The sequence below is a fragment of the Streptomyces sp. SID14515 genome, assembly GCF_010548505.1.
Classification (GTDB): Bacteria; Actinomycetota; Actinomycetes; order Streptomycetales; family Streptomycetaceae; genus Streptomyces; species Streptomyces caviscabies.
Window position 1 is genome coordinate 64437 of the sequence record NZ_JAAGMH010000105.1, and the last position, 18017, is coordinate 82453.

Genomic DNA, 18017 nt, shown 5'->3' on the forward strand with positions numbered 1-18017 from the left:
GTGAACCAGTTGAAGTCCCGCGCCTCCCGCCCCCACCACCCGGCCGGCCAGCCCGGGGGAGGTGCGCTGCCCGGCAGGCTCTCCGACGAACTCCGTGCCGAGCTGATCGCCTTCCGCCGCGACCTCCACATGCACCCCGAGCTCGGCAACCAGGAGTTCCGCACCACCGCGGCCATCAAGGACCGGCTGGAGAAGGCCGGGCTGAAGCCGAAGGTTCTCGCGGTGGGGACCGGGCTCATGTGCGACGTGGGGGAGTGGGACGGGGTGACGCCGATGCTGGCGTTGCGGGCGGACATCGACGCGCTGCCGATCCCGGACACCAAGGCGGGCGTGCCCTACCGGTCCACCGTTCCCGACCGGGCACACGCCTGCGGGCACGACGTGCACACCACCACCGTGCTCGGGGCGGGCCTCGTGCTCGCCGGGCTCGACCGGCAGGGGCTGCTGCCCAACGCCGTGCGGCTGATCTTCCAGCCCGCCGAGGAGGTCCTGCCCGGCGGTGCGGTCGACGCGATCGAGTCCGGGGTGCTGGAGGGCGTCGGGCGGATCATCGGCGTGCACTGCGACCCGAAGGTGGACGTCGGGCGGATCGGGCTGCGGATCGGAGCCATCACCTCGGCCTGCGACCGGCTGGAGATCACGCTCGACGGCCCCGGCGGACACACCGCCCGGCCGCACCTGACCACCGACCTGGTCACCGCCGCCGCCCGGATCGCCGTCGACGTGCCCGCGCTGCTCGCCCGCCGGGTCGACGCCCGCTCCGGCCTCGCGCTGACCTGGGGCCGCCTGGAGACCGGACACGCCCCCAACGTCATCCCGCAACACGCCGAGCTGTCCGGCACCGTCCGCTGCCTCAACCTGGACGCCTGGCGCGAGGCCCCCGACCTGGTGCACGCCGCCGTGGACGAGGTGGCCGGAATGCACCGGGCCAAGACCGTCATCAACTACGTCCGCGGCGTGCCGCCTGTGGTGAACGACGCCGAGTCCATCGGCCTGCTGGACGCCGCGATGACCGAGCGCCGCGGATCGTATGCGATCGAGGACACCGAGCAGAGCCTGGGCGGCGAGGACTTCTCCTGGTACCTGGAGCAGGTTCCCGGCGCGATGGCCCGCCTCGGCGTCCGCACCCCGGGCGACACGCGCGGGCTCGACCTGCACCGCGGCAACTTCGACGTGGACGAAGAGGCCATCACCGTGGGGGTCGAGCTGTTCACCGCCTCGGCACTGCTGAACGGCTGATCGGGCGGGCCCGGGCCGGGCGGACCGGGTGCGTCGACGAGCGGTGAGGGCGCGCTTTAGTGAAACCGCACCCGCATATTTCCGGGGCGCCTTTCCCGCCGTACGTGAACGGCGAAACCCGGGCCGCGCGTCGGTGTGGTGCGACCGCGTGGCCCGGGCCCGTTTCGGCCTAACCGTTATTTCACATGCGGCTCCGCGTCAGCCCCACCTTGTAGATTCCGACGCTCGGATTGTCGGAGCACTTGGCGGTGGACGTCTTCCCGTTGCCCACACGGCTTCCGTTGACGTGCCACTGGCTACCGCGGGCGTCGATACACGTCACCCTCACCTGCACGCCTTCCAGCGGATACGGGAGCATTCCCGTGCACTTGGCGTACCCCTTGTACGGCGCGGTGCTCGACTTCCATGTGTCGCAGTCGACGCTGGCCGCGCTTGCGGTGGGTGCGGAGACGGCGACGGAGCCGGCGGCGAGGAGAAGCCCCGCGGCGATGCTCATGATCTTCTTCATGGTTCCCCCTGTGAGTGGTGCGGTCGTCAGGCGTTGAAAGAGACTCCGGCGTTGACAACACCCACGTTGGGGTTGTCGGAGCACTTCACGGTCGACGTCTGGGTGTTCTTCTTCCACGGCCCGTAGGCGACCCACTTGCTGCCCCGCGGGTCGACGCAGGTGACCTTCACACGGAACTTATCGAAGGCCGCGATGTTGCTGCAGTAGGCGGACCCGGTGTACGGCGCTCCGTTGGAGACCCAGGTCTTGCAGTTGCCCACCGGTACGGCGGACGCCGTCGGTGCGACGACGCCGGCGCCCACGAGTGCCAGAGCCGCGATCGAGAAGACGGAAAGCGCGCGCTTCATTGATTCCCCCATGTTTGGGCAGCGTCCTGCTCAAAAGGGAAAGGTGCCGCAATGCGGCGAGTGGCGAAAGGGCGCGGCAGAGCGCGAGTCCCCCTGTGGTGAAATGCCTGATTCCGCTGGTCGGCGGATTCCCCGTTCATGCAGTCGGCAGGACCGCTGCCGGTCAAATGCCTGGTCGATTTTTATCAGCGGTAGGTCGACATGGCAAGCATCGGGCAGTCGACGTGACCGGTAAAGGAAAGGTAATTTCGGCTGCTTGTGATGATTACGGGTACTGCTGGAACGCTTCAACCGGAACGCCCGCTACCGCCCGTGTACGCCCACCCCCGAGCCCACCGGCGCACGACTGTCCCGGGCCGGTCGGACCATCACGTCCCGAGCGCGTGGGACCGCCCGTCCGGCCCGCCCCGCGCATGCCCCGTGGATGCCCGGCGGGGCGGGCCGGGCCGTCGTAGGCTGACGGCGTGGACGGTCGTGCTCGCGTCGCCTTCCGAAGGCCGCCGATGTCCCTGGGTCGACCTCGCGCTTCGATCTGGTAACGACTCATGAACTGGGGCTAAACAGATATCTACGCGCGTTACGATCGCCGCGAAACCAGCGCCGGAAGAGGCGCTTTCGGCCAGTCTGAAGGGACCCTCCTCGTGCGCCGGGTATCCAAGATCACCGCCGCGTGTGCTGTCGCCGCGGCCCTCGCGCTCACCGCCACGTCGTGCGGCGAGTCGTCCACCGAGTCCAGTGACTCCGAAGGCAAGCTCAAGGTCGGCATGGCCTACGACGTCGGCGGTCGGGGGGACAACTCCTTCAACGACTCCGCGGCCCGTGGCCTCGACAAGGCCAAGGCCGACCTCGGCGCCGAGACCAAGGAGCTCACCGCCAAGAGCGGCGAGACCCCGGCCGACCGCGAGCAGCGCCTCAGCTCGCTCGCCGAGGGCGGCTACAACCCGGTCATCGGGGTCGGCTTCGCCTACTCGGACGCGATCGCGAAGGTCGCCAAGTCGCACCCGGACACCACGTTCGGTCTGATCGACTCGGTCTCCGACGCCAAGAACGTGGCCTCCATCGTCTTCACCGAGGAGCAGGGCTCCTACCTCGCCGGTGTCGCGGCGGCGCTGAAGTCCAAGGACGGTCAGGTCGGCTTCATCGGCGGCGTCGACCTGCCGCTGATCAAGAAGTTCGCCGCCGGCTTCCAGCAGGGCGTCACGGACACCGACCCGAAGGCCAAGGTGCAGATCCAGTACCTGTCCACGGGCTCGGACCTGTCCGGCTTCGGCAGCCCCGACAAGGGCAAGGCCGCCGCCAAGGGCATGCTCGACAAGGGCGCCGACGTGATCTTCGCCGCCGCGGGCGGCTCCGGCGCCGGTGCGATCGAGGCCGTGGCCGGCAAGAAGGGCGCCTGGTCCATCGGCGTCGACTCCGACCAGGCCAAGGACCCGGCCCTGTCGAAGTACTCCGAGACGATCATGACCTCCGTCGTCAAGAACGTCGACAGCGGTGTCTTCGACCTCATCAAGTCGGTCGACGAGGGCAAGCCGCTGTCCGGCACCCAGTCGTACTCGCTGGCCGAGGACGGTGTCAGCCTGACCACCACGGGTGACCACCTCAGCGACATCCAGGCCAAGATCGACGAGGCGAAGAAGAAGATCGTCGACGGCACCATCAAGGTCAAGACCACGACCTGACCGGTTCGTTGACATCGGGGTCCGGGAGCGCGGCTTCGGCAGCGTCCCCGGGCCCCGATTCACGTACACGCCCCCACCGGAGTGCCCGGTATGCGGGTACGTGTCCGTGGCCCGCTCGCCGACCGGGCGGCCGATCAGTGGCGCTACGCGCGTAGCTTCCGTCGGGCGCGGTATTTTCGCCACCCCACCCGCCACGCTCACCCGCCACCGTCACGTCCCTGCCCGCCCCGTCCTCCGATCGCGGCAACGCCGCCCTCCTCGTCCCTCCGCCCTCCGCTCCTGTCAAGGAGAGTGCGTCATCAAAGCGTCCAGCAGTCCTCATGCCGTAGAGCTCCGCGGCATCACCAAACGATTCCCCGGGGTCGTGGCCAACCACGACATCGACATCACCGTGAGCCGCGGTACCGTGCACGCCCTCGTCGGCGAGAACGGCGCCGGGAAGTCCACCCTGATGAAGATCCTCTACGGCATGCAGAAGCCGGACGAGGGGACCATCACGATCGACGGCGAGCAGGCCGCGTTCAACAACCCCGGCGACGCCATCGACCGCGGGATCGGCATGGTGCACCAGCACTTCATGCTCGCCGACTACCTCACGGTCCTGGAAAACGTCGTCCTCGGCTCCGAGAAGCTGTACGGGATCGGCTCCCGCGCCCGGGCCAAGATCAAGGAGATCTCGGAGGCGTACGGCCTCGGGGTCCGCCCGGACGCCATGGTCGAGGACCTCGGGGTCGCCGACCGGCAGCGGGTGGAGATCCTCAAGGTCCTCTACCGGGGCGCCCGCACCCTGATCCTCGACGAGCCGACCGCCGTGCTCGTGCCGCAGGAGGTCGACGCGCTCTTCGACAACCTGCGCGAGCTCAAGGCCGAAGGCCTCACCGTCATCTTCATCTCGCACAAGCTGGGCGAAGTGCTCTCCGTCGCGGACGAGATCACGGTGATCCGGCGCGGTACGACGGTGGGCACCGCGGACCCCGCGAACACCACGACCAAGCAGCTCGCGGAGCTGATGGTGGGCAGCGAGCTGCCCTCGCCGGAGACCCGCGAGTCGACCGTCACCGACGTTCCGATGCTGACCGTCGAGGACCTCAGGCTCACCGTCACCGACCCGGACGGCGTCGTGCGCGTCGTGCTGGACGGCATCACCTTCACCATCCGCAAGGGCGAAGTGCTCGGCATCGCGGGGGTCGAGGGCAACGGGCAGTCCGAGCTGGTCGACTCCATCATGGGCATGCGCCACCTCGACCACGGCGTCCTCACCCTGGACGGCGCGGACATCTCGCGTACCGCCACCCGCAAGCGGCGCGAGGACGGCATGGCCGTCATCCCCGAGGACCGCCACCGGCACGGCCTGCTGCTGAACGCGCCCCTCTGGGAGAACCGCATCCTCGGGCACGTCACCGAGAAGCCCAACAGCCGCGGCTGGCTGCTGGACAACAAGGCGGCCCGCGCCGACACCGAGCGCATCGTGCGCGAGTACGACGTCCGCACCCCCGGCATCGAGGTCACCGCGGCGTCCCTCTCCGGCGGCAACCAGCAGAAGCTGATCGTCGGCCGGGAGATGAGCCACTCGCCCAAGCTCCTGATCGCCGCCCACCCCACCCGCGGTGTGGACGTCGGCGCGCAGGCGCAGATCTGGGACCAGATCCGTGAGGCCCGCCGCGAAGGGCTCGCCGTCCTGCTGATCTCGGCGGACCTGGACGAGCTGATCGGCCTGTCCGACACCCTGCGGGTCATGTACCGCGGCCGCCTGGTCGCGGACGCCGACCCGGCGACCATCACCCCGGAAGAGCTCGGCTCGGCGATGACCGGCGCGGCCTCGGGGCATCTCGAAGCACCGGACGCCGACGGCGACGCCGGCACCGACCCCCGGGACGGGGGAGAGGACCGATGAAGAAGTTCGACAAGGAGCGGCTGCTCCTGGGCATCGCGGCCCCGGCACTCGCGATCGTGGTCGCGTTCCTGGTGACCGCCCTCGTGCTGGCGGCCACCGGCAAGGAACCGTTCAGCGCCTTCGGCATCATGTTCGACTACGGGCTGAAGGCGGACAGCCAGGTCTACATCCTCAACAAGGGGACGACCTACTACCTCGCGGGTCTCGCGGTGGCCGTCGGCTTCCGGATGAACCTGTTCAACATCGGCGTCGACGGCCAGTACCGCCTGGCGGCCTTCTTCGCCGCCGCCCTCGGCGGCGCGCTGACCCTGCCCGGTGTCCTCCAGATCCCGCTGATCATCCTCACCGCGATGATCGTCGGCGCCATGTGGGCCGGTATCGCCGGTGTCCTCAAGGTCACCCGGGGCGTCAGCGAGGTCGTCTCGACGATCATGCTGAACGCCATCGCGACGGCCATCATCGGCTACCTGCTCCAGCAGGGCCGCCTCGGCCACCTGGACCAGGCCGGAACGAAGATCTCCACCAAGCCGATCCCGGAGTCCTCGCACTTCTTCGAGTTCCCGACCACGCCGACCCCGATCTGGGGCTTCATCGTGATCGCGGTCCTCGCGGGCATCGCCTACTGGTTCGTGCTCTCGCGCACCCGGTTCGGCTTCGACCTGCGGACCGTCGGCCAGTCCGGCTCGGCGGCGCAGGCCAGCGGCGTCAACGTCAAGAAGATGGTCGTCACCTCGATGCTCATCTCCGGCGCGGTGGCCGGCCTCATCGGCATGCCGACGCTGCTCAACGACAGTTACGAGTACAGCGGCGACTTCCCGATCGGCATCGGCTTCACCGGTATCGCCATCGCCCTCCTGGGCCGTAACCACCCCGTGGGCATCGCGCTCGGCGCGCTGCTGTGGGGCTTCCTGGAGCGCGGCACCGGAAAGCTGGAGTTCGAGGGGTACGACAAGGAGATCGTCGGCGTCATCCAGGGCGTCATCGTCCTGTGCGTCGTCATCGCCTACGAGGTCGTCCGCCGCTACGGCATCAAGCGTCAGCAGAGCAGGGTCGGCGAGGAGCTCGCCGCTCAGGCCCGTAACTCCGACCAGCAGGAGGTGTCGGCGTGACCGCCACGGCGACTTCCACTCCGCCGCCCGCGGCCCCCAAGGTCTCCGGCGGCAAGGGCGGCCGAACCCGGTTCTCCCTCCCCGTCATCCTGCTGATCGTCGCGGGCGCGCTCCTGGCGCTCTCCGCGGTGCGCGCCATCACCGGCGCGCAGGACGTCACCTCGGCGGGCCAGATCAGCGCCGCGCTGGCCATGGCCGTGCCGATCGGCCTCGCCGGTCTCGGCGGCCTCTGGTCCGAGCGGGCCGGTGTGGTCAACATCGGCCTCGAAGGCATGATGATCCTGGGCACCTTCTTCGGCGCCTGGGCGGGCTGGCAGACCAACCCCTGGATCGGTGTGCTCGCCGGCGTCGTCGGCGGCATGCTCGGCGGGCTGCTGCACGCCGTCGCCACCGTCACCTTCGGTGTCGACCACATCATCTCCGGTATCGCCATCAACATCCTGGCGCTCGGCTTCACCACCTACTTCGCCAAGCTCTGGTTCAACACCGGTGAGGCGGCGACGAAGGGCGGAAGCCCCAAACAGTCACCGCCCGCCGAGGACATCACCACCGTGACGCTCCCCGGGGTCTCGGACTGGCTGCACTCGGTGGAACAGCACCACTGGTTCTTCGTCTCCGACGTGGCCGGCGTCGTCGGCGGTCTGATCACCAACGTCTCCGTGCTGACGCTGGTGGCCCTGGCGCTCTTCGTGGCCACCTTCTTCATCCTGTGGAAGACGGCCTTCGGTCTGCGGCTGCGCTCGGCCGGCGAGAACCCGGTGGCCGCCGAGTCGCTCGGCGTGAACGTCTACCGCTACAAGTACATCGCGGTGATCGCCTCCGGCGGCCTCGCCGGACTCGGCGGAGCCTTCCTCTCCCTGGTCACCTCGCACATCTACAACGAGGGCCAGACCGGTGGCCGCGGCTACATCGGCCTCGCGGCGATGATCTTCGGCAACTGGCGGCCCGGCGGTCTCGCCATGGGCGCGGGCCTGTTCGGCTTCGCCGACGCGCTCCAGCTCCGCAACGGCGGTGACTCCGTCCACGCGCTGCTGCTGCTCCTCGTGGTGGTCCTGGCCGTCCTGGCGGCCTGGAAGCTCTACCGCAAGAAGTTCGTGCCCGGCGCGATCAGCGGCGCCATCGCCGCGGTGGTCCTGGTCTGGTACCTCGCCACGGACACCGTGCCGACCGAGTTCGTCAGCGCCACGCCGTACATCGTCACGCTGCTCGTGCTCTCGCTCTCCGCACAGCGGCTACGCATGCCGAAGGCGGACGGTATGCGCTACCGCAAGGGCGAGGGCAAGTGACGCCGCCGCCCGCCGCCACCGCCTTCGGCGAGGCCGACTGGGAGGCCCTGCGGGAGGCCGCACGGGACGCCATGTCCCGTGCGTACGCCCCCTACTCGGGCTTCCCGGTCGGGGTCGCCGCCCGGGTGGACGACGGCCGCACGATCACCGGCTGCAATGTGGAGAACGCCAGCTACGGCCTCTCGCTCTGCGCCGAGTGCGGTCTGGTCTCCACGCTCCAGGCCACCGGCGGCGGTCGGCTGACCCACTTCACCTGCGTGGACGGCACCGGGGCGATCCTGGTGCCGTGCGGCAGGTGCCGACAGCTGCTGTACGAGTTCGGCGGGCCGGAACTCCTCCTGGAGACGCCCGACGGGCGGCGCACGCTGGACGAGATGCTGCCGCAGTCGTTCGGCCCGCAGCACCTCGGCTGAACCCGTATCTCCCGGCGGTGGCCCTTCCCTTCCCGGAAGGGCCACCGCTCTTCTCTCTCTATGCGCGTAGAGTCAACGAGGACTCTTGCGTACGCACCCGGCCGGAAGGACTCCCATGGACGCCATCTCCGTCATCCGCACCAAGCGGGACCGAGGCGAGCTGACCCCCGAGCAGATCGACTGGGTCATCGACGCGTACACCCGCGGCGAGGTCGCCGACGAGCAGATGTCCGCCCTCGCCATGGCGATCCTGCTCAACGGGATGAACCGCACCGAGATCGCCCGCTGGACCGCCGCGATGATCGCCTCCGGCGAGCGGATGAACTTCGACGCGCTCTCCCGCCCCACCACCGACAAGCACTCCACCGGCGGCGTCGGCGACAAGATCACCCTGCCGCTCGCCCCGCTGGTCGCCGCCTGCGGCGCGGCCGTGCCGCAGCTCAGCGGCCGGGGCCTCGGCCACACCGGCGGCACCCTGGACAAGCTGGAGTCCATTCCCGGCTGGCGGGCCCACCTCTCCAACGCGGAGATGCTGAACGTCCTCGACACCACCGGCGCGGTCATCTGCGCCGCCGGTGACGGTCTCGCGCCCGCCGACAAGAAGCTGTACGCGCTGCGCGACGTCACCGGCACCGTCGAGGCGATCCCGCTGATCGCCAGCTCGATCATGTCCAAGAAGATCGCCGAGGGCACCGGCGCGCTCGTCCTGGACGTCAAGGTCGGCTCCGGCGCCTTCATGAAGACCATCGAGGACGCCCGCGAACTGGCCTCCACCATGGTCGCGCTCGGCACCGACAGCGGCGTCCGCACGGTCGCGCTGCTCACCGACATGTCCACCCCGCTCGGCCTCACCGCGGGCAACGCCCTGGAGGTCCGCGAGTCGGTCGAGGTGCTGGCCGGCGGCGGCCCGCAGGACGTCATCGACCTGACCCTCGCCCTCGCCCGCGAGATGCTGGACGCGGCGGGCCTCAAGGACGCCGACCCCGAGAAGGCCCTCGCCGACGGCTCCGCGATGGACGTCTGGCGCCGCATGATCTCCGCCCAGGGCGGCGACCCCGACGCCACCCTCCCGACCGCCCGCGAGCAGCACGTGCTGACGGCCCGCTCCTCCGGCGTCCTGACCCGCCTGGACGCCTACGACGTCGGCGTCGCCGCCTGGCGCCTCGGCGCGGGCCGCGCCCGCAAGGAGGACCCGGTGCAGGCGGGCGCGGGCGTCGAGCTGCACGCCAAGCCCGGCGACACCGTCACCGAGGGCCAGCCCCTGATGACGCTGCACACGGACACCCCCGAGAAGTTCGACTACGCCCTCAAGGCACTGCCCGACGCGTACGACATCGCCCCGGCCGGCACCTCGTTCGCACCGCTGCCGGTGGTGCGGGAACGTATCGCCTGACCTGCGGTTTCCTCGTACGGGTGAACGGGACCGGTGGACTGCCGCCGGTCCCGTTCGGCATGCTGGACTCGGCCCGAGGCGACGTACCGACAGAGGAGACCGCCATGGACCCACTCGCCGTCGACCCCGCGCCGGACCCCGGCCAGGACTGGGACGACCTCGTCCGGCTCTGGGAGGAGACGGACGCGCCCGAGGGCTGCAAGGTGGAGATCATCGAGGAGATCGTCACCGTGTCGCCGCCGCCGTCCAGGGACCACAGCAGCACCGCCTCCCTTCTCCAACGCCCCCTCTACACCGTCATCCCGGAGGAGTGGGGGATCTACCAGACCCTCGGCCTCTCCCTCCCGGGCCGGGGCGGAATCTACATCCCGGACCTCGTCGTCGTGGACCGTGCCACCGCCTCCGGGCCGGGCAACACCGTCCCCGCCGAGGAGGCCCGCCTCGTCGTGGAGATCACCTCACGCGCCAACGCCAACCACGACCGCGTCGGCAAGGTCAACGGCTACGCCAAGGCCGGAGTCGAGCTGTTTCTCCTCCTCGACCCCTGGCACTCCGGCCGCCCCACCGCGACGCTCTACGGCGAGCCGGACGGCGGTACGTACCGGGTGCTGGAGACGGTCGAGTACGGGCGGGAGCTGACCCTCCCCGAGCCATTCGGGTTGGTCCTGGACACGGGCGTCTTCCCCATCAGCTGACACGCGGACGGCCCGCCGCACGGAGAGGATCCGTGCGGCGGGCCGTCGTCGTGCGAGGGTGAACTACCCGTCGTGCCCGGTCACTTGCCCAGGTACGCGTTGTAGATCTTCACCGACGAGGTGTTGCCCTTCTTGTCGGTGACCTTGGCGGAGAAGGAGATCGCCTTGCCCTTGGCCGGGTTCTTGACGGTGATCTTGCCCTTCTTGACCGTGACCTTCTTCCAGGTCTTGCCGCCGTTGTAACTGACGTACGTCTTCAGCGACTTCAGGTTCTTGCCCGCGGCCGCGCCGTGCACCTTCACCGGGACCGAGACGGTCTTGCCCGCCTTGACCCGGCCGTCGGCGCCCACGGCCGGGGTGAACCGGACGGTGGAGACGGGCAGCATCGTGAACGCGGTCTTCTTCGAGCGGAACGTCCACGCCGCGTCCACCCGGGTGGAGAGCGGGCTGACCTTCGCGCTGTGCTTGACCGTGGTCGTCAGCTTGTAGTCGGCCGCGCCCGCCGGGACCTTGAAGAATTCGTAGCCGGTCACCGGATCGGCGTTCTGGCCGAGCTTCTTGCCGTTGCGGTAGAGGACGGTCTTGGCCGAGGTGAACACCATCCCGCCCGCGTTGCCCTGACCGTCGGCCAGCAGCGGGAGGGAGCCGATGATCTCGTTGCCCTCACGGACGACGCCGTAGTTCTTGTCGACCAGCGGGCCGAACACCCCGGTGTTCACGGACTTCGTGTACGTCTTGCCCGCCTTGTACGTCGCCTCCTGGCCGACCTGGTAGCTGGCCTCGTACGTCGGCCAGCCGTCCTCGTCGACCGGACCCTGCTGGTCGAAGTCGAAGCTCCAGGCCACCTTGTCCGCGGTGGAGAGGTACAGCGTGCGGGTGCCGGGCAGCTTCTGGTCGATCGCGGTGGCCCAGCTCCCGCCCTGCGTGGGCAGGTACGGGAAGGCGGTGATCGCGCCCTTCTTCTTCGGCGCGGCCGAGCCCATGGCGATCTTCACCTTGGCCAGCTGCCCCGTGGTGAACTTCCGCTCGAAGCCGGTGGCGAGCTGCTTGACCGTGCCGCCGACCGCGATGTCGTACTCGGTCGACGCGCCCTTGCTCCAGGTACCCGACCAGTGCTGGGCGAGCGAACCGTCGGTGATCTTCGGGCCGACGTGGAGCGTACGGAGGCCGGCCGGCGAATCCATCACCCAGCCGAAGGAGACCGCCTCGTTCGCCGCCTCCACCGCGTAGTCCGGTGAGAACAGCTCACCCTTCGCCTTCGCGTCCGGCACGGTGAACTTCAACGGCTTCGCCTTGCGGGCGTCAAACGTCAGCGAGGTGTTCTTGGTGACCGCGACCTTGGGCTGCGCGATCCAGTCGGCGCCCTTGGTGACGTCGTCCGGGTCCTTGTACACCGTGGAGTTGGCCGCGTATGTGCCCTTGGGCACCCGGATCTTCGCCGTGCCGTCGACGACCCGCGGGCTCAGGAACGGGTTGCCGGACTCCGCGCCGAAGCGGAAGAGCGTGCTGTCCACGTAGACGGCCGGGCGGCCGTCCCGCCCGATGTGCTTGATGGAGACGTCGTAGCTCTCCACCTCGCGCTCGACCGCGGCGGCCGTGCGCACGGTCTGCCCGCCGCCGGTGGCCACCAGGTAGGCGGAGTACGTGCCGTCGGCGGTGCCGCCGAGCCGGGTGTCGGCGGTCAGCGTGACCTCCGCCGTGCCGCCCGCCGGAACGGTGACCTTGTCCGCGCCGAGCGTGAAGAAGCCGGCCGGAGCGGGCTTGCCCTTCGGGTTGGTGCCCGTCGCCTTCAGATCGAGGGTGACGTCGCTCGTGCCGAGGTTGCGGTACGTGACTTTCTCGGTGACCGGCTTGTCGTCGGCGTGCGGCCACTGCTGCACCCCGAAGCTCACCGAGACTGGTTCGGCGATCACGCTCTGGGCGATCGCACGGTCCACCGCGATCCGGCCGGAACCCTGCTGGAACGGGTTGTACGCACCGGGCTTCGTCGACGCGGTCAGCGCGCCCTTCAGCTCGGTGTACGTCCAGTCGGGGTGCTGCTGCTTGAGCAGGGCGGCCGCGCCCGCGACATGCGGCGTGGCCATCGACGTACCCGAGATGGTGGCGTAACCGGCGGGCTTCTCGCCCACCTCCCGGGCGATCAGCGAACCGGGCGGGATGGCCGCCGTGGTGTCCACGCCGGGAGCCGTCACATCCGGCTTGATCGCACCGTCACCGATCCGCGGACCACGGCTGGAGAAGTCCGCCAGCAGGTCCTTGTCGTCGACCGCGCCCACGGTCAGCGCGGCGTCCGCGCTGCCGGGCGAGCCGACGGTGCCCGCACCGTCGCCCTCGTTGCCCGCGGCGATCGCGAACAGGACGCCCTTCTCGGCCGACAGCTTGTCGACCGCAGCCTCCAGCGGGTCCACCTCCGGGGTGTCGGACCCGCCGAGGCTCAGGTTGACGATGTCGGCGCCCTGGGCGACCGCCCACTCCATTCCGGCCAGGATGCCGGAGTCCTCGCCGAACCCGTCGTCGTCGAGCACTTTGCCCGCGAGCAGCTTGGCGTCCGGGGCCACGCCCTTGAACTTCCCGCCCGACTTGGCGCCGGTGCCCGCCGCGATCGACGCGACGTGCGTACCGTGGCCGACCCGGTCCTTGGTGTCCTTGGCGGCGCTGAAGTTCTTCTCCGCCAGGATCTGACCCTTGAGGTCGGGGTGGGTGGCGTCCGTCCCGGTGTCCAGGACCGCGATCTTCACGCCCTTCCCGGTGAACCCGGCCTTCCAGGCCGCCGGAACGCCGATCTGCGGGACGCTCTTGTCGAGGCTCGCCCGGCGCACCCCGTCCAGCCAGACCCGGTCGATGCCGGCCGCGGTGGTGACCCGCTCACCGTCCGCGCCCCGGTCGGTGAGCGCCTTCCAGATGTCCGGCGCGTCGGCGGTCGGCGTGGTCACCGACTCGGCGTTCAGCGAGGTGAGACTCCGGCCGACCTCGGTGGAGCCCGCGTCGCGGACCTGCGCCTTCGCGGCGGCGGCCTGCTTGCCCCGGTATCCGACGATCAGCTTCAGACCGTCCCGCTGGGCCCGGAGGTTCTCCGGACGGCTCAGCTCGGTGACGTCGAACAGCCGGCGGTCGAGCTTGCCGGAGACGATCAGCCGATGGGCGTCGGCCGGGACGACGAGGGTGTGGCCCTTGCTGCTCATCCGCTGGACCGGGATGTTCTCCCGGCCCTTCGCGGGCCGGAAGGCGACCGGCTTGCCCTGGGCGTCGATGGTGACCCGGTCACCGGTGACAAGCGTCAGCTGACGCGACTCCCGGTCCTGGGCCTTGGCCCGGGTGCCGGACGCCCCCTTCGGATCCGGCTGGGCGACGGCGGTCTGGGTCATACCCGCCGCCAGTGCCACGGCCACCGCCGCGGCGACCGCCGGTATGCACGCGTTCCTCACGTGTCTGCGCAACTCTCCCCCTGGAGAACTCGATGGTTCCTCAACCCGCCGGTCCGCAGAGACGCAGGAATGACGGCTGCGGCCGTCGGTTCACCGAACTAGAGGGAAAGTTGGGGGGATTGGTTCACAGAAGGAACACAGGAATTCCGGAGTTGACGCAAAACAGCCCCTCCGTGGCGGGCGTCGCGCACCGGGCTCCGATGAATTTCGCCCGCCGCTGCGGTCTGCCTGGTGTGGATGCCGAATATCCGATCGTCCTGACCGTGACCGGGCGGGTCAGCCGTGCCGTCGTACCCGACCTCTGCGCCGAGCTGGAGCGTGCTCTGGCCGGCCCCCGCGGAGCCGCGCTCGCCCCGGGCGCGGCGGTGGACTGCGACGTGGGCGGAGTGATCAGGCCCGATCTGACCCTCGTCGAGGCGGTGGCCCGGCTGGCCCTCGTCGCCCGCCGGTCCGGCCGCACCCTGCGGCTGTGCCGCGTACCGCCCGAACTCCGGTCACTGCTGGACCTGGTGGGGCTGGCCGATGTGGTGGCCCTGGAGGAGGGCCCAGGGGAACGGGTGCCGGACGCGCGCTGACCGCGGAGGAGCGCTGCCGGAGTGCGCCGACGTACGGGCCCGGCGGCTGCCGGACCCGTACGGGCGTACCTACGGCCGACGACTGCTACGCGTCCGCCGGCAGCCGGTCCGGCAGGCCGAACAGCGGGAACCAGCGCGGGACGTCCAGGAAGCAGTGCATCCCCGTGATCGCCCCGTCCTGGACGTCGATGACCTGGACCGCCCACGGCACGAACCCGGTGCCGTCCTCGGCGGGCTTGTAGTGCGCGAAGGCGGGGGAGCCGTTGGCCGAGACGGGCACCAGCTTGGAGCCCGCGCAGGCCGCGCCGATGGTGGTCATGAAGCCCGTGATGTCGCCGGTGCCCCGGAGCCACAGGTCGAACGGCGGCATCGTCATCACCGCGTCCTCGTGGAGCAGCGCGGTCAGAGCCGCCATGTCATAGCCCTCGAACGCCTTCACATAGCGCTCCAGGAGCTTCTGCTGCTCCTCGTCGAGCGGGTCCGCCGCATCGCCCGGGCGGCTCTCCGTCTCGGTCAGCGTGGCGCGGGCCCGCTGGAGCGCGCTGTTGACCGAGGCGACGGAGGTCTCCAGCAGCTCGGCGACCTCCGCGGCCTTCCAGGCGAGCACCTCGCGCAGGATCAGCACGGCCCGCTGCTTGGGCGGCAGGTGCTGGAGGGCGGCGACGAACGCCAGGCGCACCGACTCGCGCGCCACGGCCGCCTCCGCCGGGTCCTGGAGCGACGGCAGGATCCGGCCGTCGGGCATCGGCTCCAGCCAGACGTTCTCCGGGCGGGGGCTCAGCGCGGCCTGGGCGAGCGGGGTCGGCCCGGTCAGATCGACCGGGCGGGCCCGCTTGTTGCCCGCGTTCAGCATGTCCAGGCAGACGTTGGTGGCGATCCGGTAGAGCCAGGAACGCAGCGAGGAGCGGCCCTCGAACTTGTCGAAGTTGCGCCAGGCGCGGACGAGGGTGTCCTGCACCGCATCCTCGGCCTCGAAGGCGGATCCGAGCATCCGGTAGCAGTAGCCGGTCAGCTCGACCCGGTGCCCCTCAAGACGGCTGTCGATCCCGGCATCGCCGCCCTCGCCGCCCGCCGCCGCTCCCGCGTCCGTCGTCGTGGTCAGGTCGCTCATCGCTCCACCCCTGTCGCGCGCAGCCGCGCTGTGGCATCCGTCACCCGGTACGTCGGAAGCTACCGCAGGCCACTGACAGTCGGGGGCGGAAAACGAACAAGGGGTACCGGCCGCCGTGGCTCCGGCCACGATCCGTCCGGCACCCCTCGGGATGCGCTCAGCGCCTCGCTCAGGTCCCGGGCTTGCGCCCGTACACGTACACGTCGTCGCCGTTCTTCAGCAGTTTCCAGTATGCCTTCGCGTCGGCGGGGCGCATGTTGACGCAGCCGCCGGAGCCCGGCGGGTTGTACATGGACTTGGTGACCGAGTGGAACGCCTGGCCGCCGTCGAAGAACTGGGAGTACGGCATCCAGACCTTGTAGATGGTCGACCAGTGCTTGATGTTGCGCCAGTAGATCTTCTTGGCCCCGGTCCGGGTCTCCGCGCCGTCCCGGCCGGTCCGCACCGGCACCGGCCCGTACGTCAGCTTCTTGCCGTCCTGGATCCAGCTCAGCTGCCGGGTCAGGTCGACACAGGCGATGCGTCCCTTGTCGGTGGGGCACTTCTTCGCCTTGTTGGGATTCTTCCCGGCCGCTTTCTGGGCGAGCATCGTGTTCATCGTGCGCCAGGTGAGCGGACCGGCGTAGCCGATGGTCGGGGTGATCCCGTGCTTCTTCTGGAACTTCTGGATCGCCTTGCAGTCGGCCGTCGACTGCTTGCCGTCCACGGGCCGCTTCAGGAACTTCTCGACCTGCTTCTGGTGCGGTCCCACCGACTTCGTGCAGGACGCCGCGTGGGCGGCGGTGCCGGTGCCCAGGACCAGGGCCGGGGCGGCCACCAGTCCGGCGACGGACAGTGCCACCCCGCGCCGCAACCGTCTTACGGGTATCTTCGCCGTGACTCCCATGCGCGCCAACTCCCCTTCGCCCACAGTGCGTTGTTGGTTACGCCTGGTAGACGTGCGAAGGGGAGCGGTGGTTGCGCGCCGGAATGTCTCGGTTGTGCTTCAGCGGCCGGCGGAGCGGGTCAGGGGGTCAGCGGTTCAGCGGGTGGCCGGGACGAGCGCCCGCCGCTCCGCACGCGCCACCCGGGTCCCGTACAGGGTGATCGAGACGACGCCGAGGACCGCGAGCAGACCGAGCGCCACCGTCGCCGTCCAGCCGCCCGCGTGGAAGGCGACCGCGCCCAGCGTGCCGCCCGCGCTGGAGCCCAGGTAGTACGCCGACTGGTAGAGCGCCGAGGCCTGCGCCCGGCCCGTCGTGGCCGTCCGGCTCACCGAGGACGAGGCGACCGCGTGCCCGGCGAAGAAGCCGGCCGTGATCAGCACCAGGCCCAGCAGTACGGCGGCCAGCTGGTCCGCGAGCGACAGCAGCAGCCCGGCGGTCGTGGTGGAGACCGCCAGATAGAGCGCGCCCCGGCGGCCGAGGCGGGCCACCAGCCGTCCGGCGGCGGCGGAGGAGACCGTCCCCACGAGGTAGACGAGGAAGATCGACCCGATGACGCCCTGCGGCAGGCTGAACGGCTCCTCGACCAGCCGGTAGCCGATCACCGTGTAGACCGCGCCGAACACCGTCATGAACAGCGCGCCGATCGCGTACAACCGCACCAGCAGCGGATCGGCCAGATGACCGGCGACGGTCTTCGCGAGCGCCTTCGGGTTCAGCGAACCGGGACGGAAGTTCTTCGCCTTCGGGATCAGGAAGTGGAACACGACGGTGCACGCCAGCGCGAGCAGCCCGACCGCCGCGAGCGCGGCGCGCCAGCCCCAGGCCTGGGCGACCCAGCCGGTGAGGATGCGGCCGCTCATGCCGCCGATGCTGTTGCCCGCGACGAACAGCCCGATCGCGGCGATCAGCGCCTTGGGCCGCACCTCCTCCGCCAGATACGCCATCGCGGAGGCCGGCAGTCCGGCGAGCGCCGCACCCTGGACGGCGCGCAGCGCGATCAGCGCGCCCATCGACGGGGCGAACGGCACCAGCAGCCCGACCAGCACCGCGACGGCCAGCGAGGCCGTCATCATCTGCCGCCGCCCGAACCGCTCCGAGAGCGCGCTCAGCGGCAGCACGAACAGGGCCAGCGCCCCGGTCGCCGCCGAGACCGTCCAGCTCGCCTGCCCGGCGGTCGCGTCGAACGACGCGGAGACGGCGGGCAGCAGCGCCTGGGTGGAGTAGAGGAGGGCGAAGGCCGCGACACCGGCGGCGAAGAGGGCGAAGCTCATCCGGCGGTAGCCGGGGCGGCCGGGCTCCAGACGCTCATGGGTGGCGGCGTCGGGCGCGGCGGTGGTGGTGACGGGGGACGACGGGGCAGAGGCATCCACGGCGACGGTGGATGCCCCGGTACTGGCGGGAGGCATACGTCGAAAGT

Annotated in this window: 15 protein-coding genes; 9 read left to right on the forward strand and 6 right to left on the reverse strand. The window is 70.2% G+C overall.

The window, feature by feature from the left end; all coding sequences use genetic code 11:
• Positions 1 to 9: 9 nt before the first annotated feature.
• The gene (locus G3I54_RS23500) at positions 10 to 1239 is read left to right on the forward strand and encodes an amidohydrolase (RefSeq protein ID WP_164616955.1); all 1230 of its coding nucleotides are present in this window, start codon (positions 10 to 12) and stop codon (positions 1237 to 1239) included.
• Between the two features lie 181 nt (positions 1240 to 1420).
• Here the strand turns inward: G3I54_RS23500 and G3I54_RS23505 are convergent, their stop codons facing one another.
• Together G3I54_RS23505 and G3I54_RS23510 are read right to left on the reverse strand one after the other, a co-directional pair.
• Complete coding sequence (locus G3I54_RS23505; protein ID WP_164616849.1) at positions 1421 to 1747, reverse strand: hypothetical protein; 327 nt, start codon at positions 1745 to 1747, stop codon at positions 1421 to 1423.
• Between the two features lie 26 nt (positions 1748 to 1773).
• Positions 1774 to 2094 carry a hypothetical protein gene (locus G3I54_RS23510; RefSeq protein WP_164616850.1) on the reverse strand — a complete coding sequence of 107 codons (321 nt, stop codon included), beginning with the start codon at positions 2092 to 2094 and terminating at the stop codon, positions 1774 to 1776.
• Positions 2095 to 2735: 641 nt separating this feature from the next.
• Between G3I54_RS23510 and G3I54_RS23515 the strand changes: the two genes are divergently transcribed.
• The 7 genes from G3I54_RS23515 to G3I54_RS23545 all read left to right on the forward strand — a co-directional run bounded on the left by G3I54_RS23515 (position 2736) and on the right by G3I54_RS23545 (position 10563).
• Positions 2736 to 3773: a BMP family ABC transporter substrate-binding protein gene (locus G3I54_RS23515; RefSeq protein ID WP_164616851.1), complete on the forward strand. Its 1038-nt coding sequence runs from the start codon at positions 2736 to 2738 to the stop codon at positions 3771 to 3773.
• 298 nt (positions 3774 to 4071) lie between these two features.
• Positions 4072 to 5667 carry an ABC transporter ATP-binding protein gene (locus G3I54_RS23520; RefSeq protein ID WP_164616956.1) on the forward strand — a complete coding sequence of 532 codons (1596 nt, stop codon included), beginning with the start codon at positions 4072 to 4074 and terminating at the stop codon, positions 5665 to 5667.
• Positions 5664 to 6776, forward strand: a complete 1113-nt coding sequence (locus G3I54_RS23525) for an ABC transporter permease (RefSeq protein ID WP_164616852.1) — start codon at positions 5664 to 5666, stop codon at positions 6774 to 6776. Before G3I54_RS23520 ends, G3I54_RS23525 begins: the two co-directional genes overlap by 4 nt.
• Positions 6773 to 8062, forward strand: coding sequence for an ABC transporter permease (locus tag G3I54_RS39700; protein ID WP_164616853.1), 1290 nt, complete (start codon positions 6773 to 6775; stop codon positions 8060 to 8062). The genes G3I54_RS23525 and G3I54_RS39700 overlap by 4 nt, the downstream gene beginning before the upstream one ends.
• The gene (locus G3I54_RS39705) at positions 8059 to 8475 is read left to right on the forward strand and encodes a cytidine deaminase (RefSeq protein WP_164616854.1); all 417 of its coding nucleotides are present in this window, start codon (positions 8059 to 8061) and stop codon (positions 8473 to 8475) included. Before G3I54_RS39700 ends, G3I54_RS39705 begins: the two co-directional genes overlap by 4 nt.
• Before the next feature lie 115 nt (positions 8476 to 8590).
• Positions 8591 to 9868 carry a thymidine phosphorylase gene (locus G3I54_RS23540; protein WP_164616855.1) on the forward strand — a complete coding sequence of 426 codons (1278 nt, stop codon included), beginning with the start codon at positions 8591 to 8593 and terminating at the stop codon, positions 9866 to 9868.
• Positions 9869 to 9972: 104 nt separating this feature from the next.
• Positions 9973 to 10563 carry a Uma2 family endonuclease gene (locus G3I54_RS23545; RefSeq protein WP_164616856.1) on the forward strand — a complete coding sequence of 197 codons (591 nt, stop codon included), beginning with the start codon at positions 9973 to 9975 and terminating at the stop codon, positions 10561 to 10563.
• A gap of 80 nt (positions 10564 to 10643) precedes the next feature.
• Here the strand turns inward: G3I54_RS23545 and G3I54_RS23550 are convergent, their stop codons facing one another.
• Complete coding sequence (locus G3I54_RS23550) at positions 10644 to 13928, reverse strand: S8 family serine peptidase (protein WP_164616857.1); 3285 nt, start codon at positions 13926 to 13928, stop codon at positions 10644 to 10646.
• A 260-nt stretch (positions 13929 to 14188) separates the two neighbouring features.
• Here G3I54_RS23550 and G3I54_RS23555 point away from each other — a divergent pair, with 260 nt between their 5' ends.
• Positions 14189 to 14563: an STAS domain-containing protein gene (locus G3I54_RS23555; protein ID WP_164616957.1), complete on the forward strand. Its 375-nt coding sequence runs from the start codon at positions 14189 to 14191 to the stop codon at positions 14561 to 14563.
• A gap of 85 nt (positions 14564 to 14648) precedes the next feature.
• Here the strand turns inward: G3I54_RS23555 and G3I54_RS23560 are convergent, their stop codons facing one another.
• The 3 genes from G3I54_RS23560 to G3I54_RS23570 form a co-directional block, all read right to left on the reverse strand.
• The gene (locus G3I54_RS23560) at positions 14649 to 15674 is read right to left on the reverse strand and encodes a sigma-70 family RNA polymerase sigma factor (protein WP_164616858.1); all 1026 of its coding nucleotides are present in this window, start codon (positions 15672 to 15674) and stop codon (positions 14649 to 14651) included.
• Between the two features lie 169 nt (positions 15675 to 15843).
• The gene (locus tag G3I54_RS23565; protein WP_164616859.1) at positions 15844 to 16560 is read right to left on the reverse strand and encodes a L,D-transpeptidase; all 717 of its coding nucleotides are present in this window, start codon (positions 16558 to 16560) and stop codon (positions 15844 to 15846) included.
• A 135-nt stretch (positions 16561 to 16695) separates the two neighbouring features.
• The gene (locus G3I54_RS23570; RefSeq protein ID WP_164616860.1) at positions 16696 to 18006 is read right to left on the reverse strand and encodes an MFS transporter; all 1311 of its coding nucleotides are present in this window, start codon (positions 18004 to 18006) and stop codon (positions 16696 to 16698) included.
• Between the last annotated feature and the right edge of the window lie 11 nt (positions 18007 to 18017).